Below are 4,671 nucleotides of genomic sequence, written 5' to 3'. Positions count from 1 at the left end.
TGCTGCGCCCGAAGGCACTACTGCATTATTGTGGGTGCTTAGAAATTATACATTAAAGAGTGCTTCTACCAAAATAGTAGAAGAAGTAAAAATCGGCAGTCTTTTGGGTTCGCCCTATGATGATTTTAGCAATACTTCATCAAAGGCTCCCGAGGGTGCTACAGCGCTGCTTTGGGCAATTAGAGGATATACCGTCAATAATATGTCTGATAATATCTTATATGAAGTAAAGATAGGTAATATTTTGGGTGAGCCTTACAGTGATTTTGAAAATTATCCCGAAAATTACGCTGGAGAATTGCCTCAAAACGCCGAGGCTTTGCTTTGGAGCTTGAGAACTTATACTATTCAAGGAGAAAACGGTATAAGCAAGTATGCCGATAATTTGACAGTAAAAGACTTAAGAAATGTGTTTGGAGTTAGTTTGCCCGAAATCATTAGTGTTGGAGATGATGTGCTGATAAAAGATTTGGACGATGAAATCGATAACTTGTATATTTATAAGATTATTGACGCGCCCGATGATTCTACTGATCAGGTCACAAAAAACATTATCAATAAAATACGCTATCTTAAGACTGACGGAACAACCGCTGTTCCTACAGGCGAAGAAGTAATATCAGAAGGAGATCCTGACTGGTATAGACTAAAAGACATTAACCAGCTTATGACTAAATTGCCGTCATCGCTTACTATTCAAGATGTTATGACTGATCCGTCACAAGACTCGTCTTTGAATGGTATAACCAAAACTTTAATGCAAAAGATTTTTGACACCAATTCAAACATTACTCAGCTGTCAACCAATGTTTCTAATACATTGAACAACATTTATATAAACGAAATTATTGATGCGCCTGCAAGCGGAGCTGATTTTGTAACAACAAGCCTGATAAATAAAATACGCACATTGACTCATGATGACGGCTTTGGCAATCAAAAAGCTTATACGTTAGGCGAATTTAATGCTCTACTTAATGATCTGCCTGCCGCTCTTACCATACAGGATATTTTAGAACAGCCTACTGGTACAGGCATGGGAGTCAATATTCTTAACAAGATATGGGCGACCAATGCATCGCTTAACAATTTATCTACTGAACTTAATACAGTGTTCAATAACCTTACTTTTTCTGATATTTTGGACGAGCCTGCAAATTCAAACAGCGTAACAGGAAGATTGATTTTAAAACTTAGAGCACAAAACTCTTTAGGAGAATATTGGAAAGTTACCGAAATAGAAAGCGCAATCAATACCTTTACTTTTGGCGATTTATATCCCGCTTCCAATTCTGGTATTTTGAGCTTGATTGATTCGGATACACCTTTGGACGAGGTACCTGACGCAATTCAAAAGGTTATTACAGAAACAACTATGCAGACACTTTATGACAAAGGTTTGATAACCACAGCTCCTAGAAGTGAAATTGCTAATATGACGTTAGACCAAATTATTGAATTTATTAATAACTTACCTGCAATGTAATTAAAAAGGCATCTAATTGGATGCCTTTTTGCTTAATTACTTAAAATTTATATATGATATAATGTTAATTATAAATGTTAATCTGCATTATGCTGATTGATAATATGTAAAAATAAAAAGTTTAGGAGATTTTATGCCTGACGACATAAAAATAGCATTGCTTATAGACGGAGAAAATGTTTCTTATAGATATATGAAGACCATATTGGACGAATTGTCCGTATATGGAATAGTAACTTACAAAAGGGTTTACGGAGATTTTACCAAGCCTAGCATGGAAGGTTGGAAAAGTGTTTTATTAGACAATGCTCTTATGCCTATACAGCAATTTAACAACGCAGTCGGTAAGAACTCTGCGGATTCCGCCCTTATAATTGACGCGATGGATATTTTGTACAGCGGAAGCGTAGGCGGATTTTGTATAGTGTCAAGCGACAGCGATTTTACCAAGCTGATAGCGCGCCTTCGTGAATCTGGAATGTTTGTTATAACTATGGGCGAAGAAAAAACGCCTAAGTCGTTGAGAAAGGTAAGCGATAAATTTATCAGCCTTGATCTGATATATGATGCTACCAAAGAAGAAGAAAAGTCGGACAAAAACAAAAAGCCTGAAAAAGAATTGAAGTCCAGAGCAAAACAAAAGAGAAGTATTGATCCCGAAATTATACGCGATATCTACAAAATACTGATAGAAGATACCGATGAAGAATGGCTAAACCTCAGCGAGCTCAAAAACCGATTAGTCAAGCTGCATTCAGACTTTGATAACAGAAACTACGGCTATGATAAATTTTCATATATGATAAAGGATATTCCTGATATAGAAATAAATGAACGCGCAGGGGAAGGCAACATCAAAATCATCTATGTCAGAAAAAAGAATAAAAACGATTGGATATAACAAAAAAGCCCTCATTAATGAGGGCTAATTTTTTATTTTTTAATTGATTGCATCTGCTATAAGGTCACCCATTTTGTTGCAGCCTACAAGCGTTTTGCCTTCGCTCATAATATCGGCTGTACGATAACCGCTTTCCAATACAGCGTTTATTGCGTTTTCGATTTTTTGGGCATATTCCGGCATATCTATTGAAGACCTTAACATCATAGCAACCGAAAGTATAGTTGCTATAGGGTTTGCTATATCTTTGCCTGCAATATCAGGAGCCGAACCATGAATAGGTTCATATAGTCCAAGCTTGGTTTTTCCTAAGCTGGAAGAGGGAAGCATTCCGATAGAGCCTGTAATCATAGACGCTTCATCGGACAAAATATCGCCAAACATATTGGATGTGATTATTACATCAAACTGCGAAGGATTTTTTACTAACTGCATAGCCGCGTTATCCACCAGCATGTTAGAAAATGTAATGTCGGGGTATTCTTTGGCTACTTTTTCTACTACTTTTCTCCAAAGTCTTGAACTTTCCAAAACATTGGCTTTGTCAATGCTTATGACATTTTTTCTGCGACTTTTTGCCATTTCAAAGCCGATGCACGCTATTCTTTCTATTTCATATTCGCTGTATTTTTCGGTATCAAAAGCTGTTTTACCGTCATCGGTTATTCCGCGTTCGCCAAAATACATTCCGCCTGTAAGCTCGCGCACAACGACTAGATCAATGCCTTTTTGAGCAATGTCTTTTCTCAAAGGGCAAGCGTCAATCAAAGGCTGATATAAAACAGCAGGTCTTATATTAGCGTACAACCCTAAAGCACTTCTGATTCCTAAAAGACCTTTTTCAGGTCTCAAGTGTCCGGGCAATGTATCCCATTTCGGACCGCCGACTGCGCCTAGTAATACAGCATTTGATTTTAGGCAGATATCAATTGTTTCTTGGGGCAAAGGCTCGCCGCATTTATCAATAGCACATCCGCCCATCAGGACATGGGTAAATGTAAACTTATTATTGCTTAAAGTCTCAACTTTTTTCAAAACCTTGATCGCTTGACTAACTATTTCGGGACCAATACCGTCGCCGTCAATCACTGCAATTTTGTATTCAGTCATTTTTCGCCTTCTTTAATTTGTTTAATAATCCGCCGTTATTAATAATTTCTTGAATACTTTCGGGAAAAGGATGTGTTTTATAAACCTTGCCTGAAGTATGATTGGTTATGGTGCCGGCAGCAAGATCAACGCTTACACTGTCGCCAGCGTTGATTTCTTTTACCGCCTCGGGACATTCCAAAATAGGCAAGCCTATATTAATAGCATTGCGGTAGAAAATTCGTGCAAAAGTGTTAGCGATTACGCATGCAACACCGCTTGCTTTGATTGCGATAGGCGCATGCTCTCTTGATGAACCGCATCCAAAATTGTTGCCGGCTACTATTATGTCGCCTTCGCTTACTTTGGATGCAAAATCCTTATCTATATCTTCCATGCAATGAGAAGCAAGTTCGCTGGGTATAGATGTATTAAGATACCTTGCGGGAATTATAACATCGGTATCTACATTGTCGCCGTATTTAAAAACCTTTCCTTTTTTCATTTTATGCTCCTGTTATAGATTTTCGGGTGAAGAAATTTTGCCTGTTATTGCGCTTGCAGCAGCAATATAAGGTGAGGCTAGATAAACTTCAGATTTTGGGTGTCCCATTCTGCCTACAAAGTTACGGTTGGTTGTTGCAACTGCTCTTTCGCCTTCGGCCAATATTCCCATATGTCCGCCAAGGCAAGGACCGCAGGTAGGAGTAGAAACTATTGCGCCAGCGTTCATAAATATTTCAAGATAGCCTTTTTTCATTGCTTCCATGTATATTTGATTGGTAGCAGGAATAACAATTACGCGCACACCTTTGGCAACTTTTTTACCTTTCATTATTTGTGCTGCAATTTTTAGATCAGACAGTCTGCCATTGGTACAAGAACCAATAACAACCTGATCAATTGCAACATCACCGCAGTTATCGATTGTGCGTGTGTTAGAAGGCAAATGAGGGAAAGCTACTGTAGGCTTGAGTGCCGAAAGGTCGACTTCTATAACCTGTTCATACGCAGCATCTTCATCAGCGGTATATTCTACAGGCGTGCGTTTAAATCTATTTTTTATGTATTTTCTGGTTATATCATCCACAGGGAAAATTCCGTTTTTTGCGCCTGCTTCAATTGCCATATTGGCTATGGTAAAGCGGTCATCAATAGACAGATATTTTAGTCCGTCGCCCACAAACTCCATAGA

General features: G+C 38.3%; 5 protein-coding genes. 2 read left to right on the top strand and 3 right to left on the bottom strand.

Annotated features, from left to right (window positions below):
• Together VIL26_05040 and VIL26_05035 are read left to right on the top strand one after the other, a co-directional pair.
• Nucleotides 1-1,486: hypothetical protein (locus tag VIL26_05040; protein ID HEY8390297.1), on the top strand; the 1,486-nt coding region annotated here is incomplete at its 5' end.
• Between the two features lie 133 nt (nt 1,487-1,619).
• Nucleotides 1,620-2,387, top strand: coding sequence for an NYN domain-containing protein (locus VIL26_05035; protein HEY8390296.1), 768 nt, complete (start codon nt 1,620-1,622; stop codon nt 2,385-2,387).
• A 39-nt stretch (nt 2,388-2,426) separates the two neighbouring features.
• On the opposite strand, the gene leuB is transcribed toward VIL26_05035, so the two are convergent.
• From leuB to VIL26_05020, 3 genes are all read right to left on the bottom strand, one after another.
• Entirely contained in the window at nt 2,427-3,497 is a 1,071-nt protein-coding gene (gene leuB, locus VIL26_05030) for a 3-isopropylmalate dehydrogenase (protein ID HEY8390295.1), read from the bottom strand.
• On the bottom strand, nt 3,490-3,981 hold the full coding sequence (gene leuD, locus VIL26_05025; GenBank protein ID HEY8390294.1) for a 3-isopropylmalate dehydratase small subunit: 492 nt from the start codon (nt 3,979-3,981) through the stop codon (nt 3,490-3,492). Before leuD ends, leuB begins: the two co-directional genes overlap by 8 nt.
• Before the next feature lie 12 nt (nt 3,982-3,993).
• Nucleotides 3,994-4,671, bottom strand: a 678-nt coding sequence (locus VIL26_05020) for an aconitase family protein (GenBank protein ID HEY8390293.1), incomplete at its 5' end; no start/stop codon positions are given.

This window comes from Clostridia bacterium (assembly GCA_036562685.1).
Lineage (GTDB): Bacteria > Bacillota > Clostridia > Christensenellales > DUVY01 > DUVY01.
The sequence above is the reverse complement of the archived record's forward strand: the minus strand, read 5'-3'. Positions and strand labels throughout refer to the sequence as shown.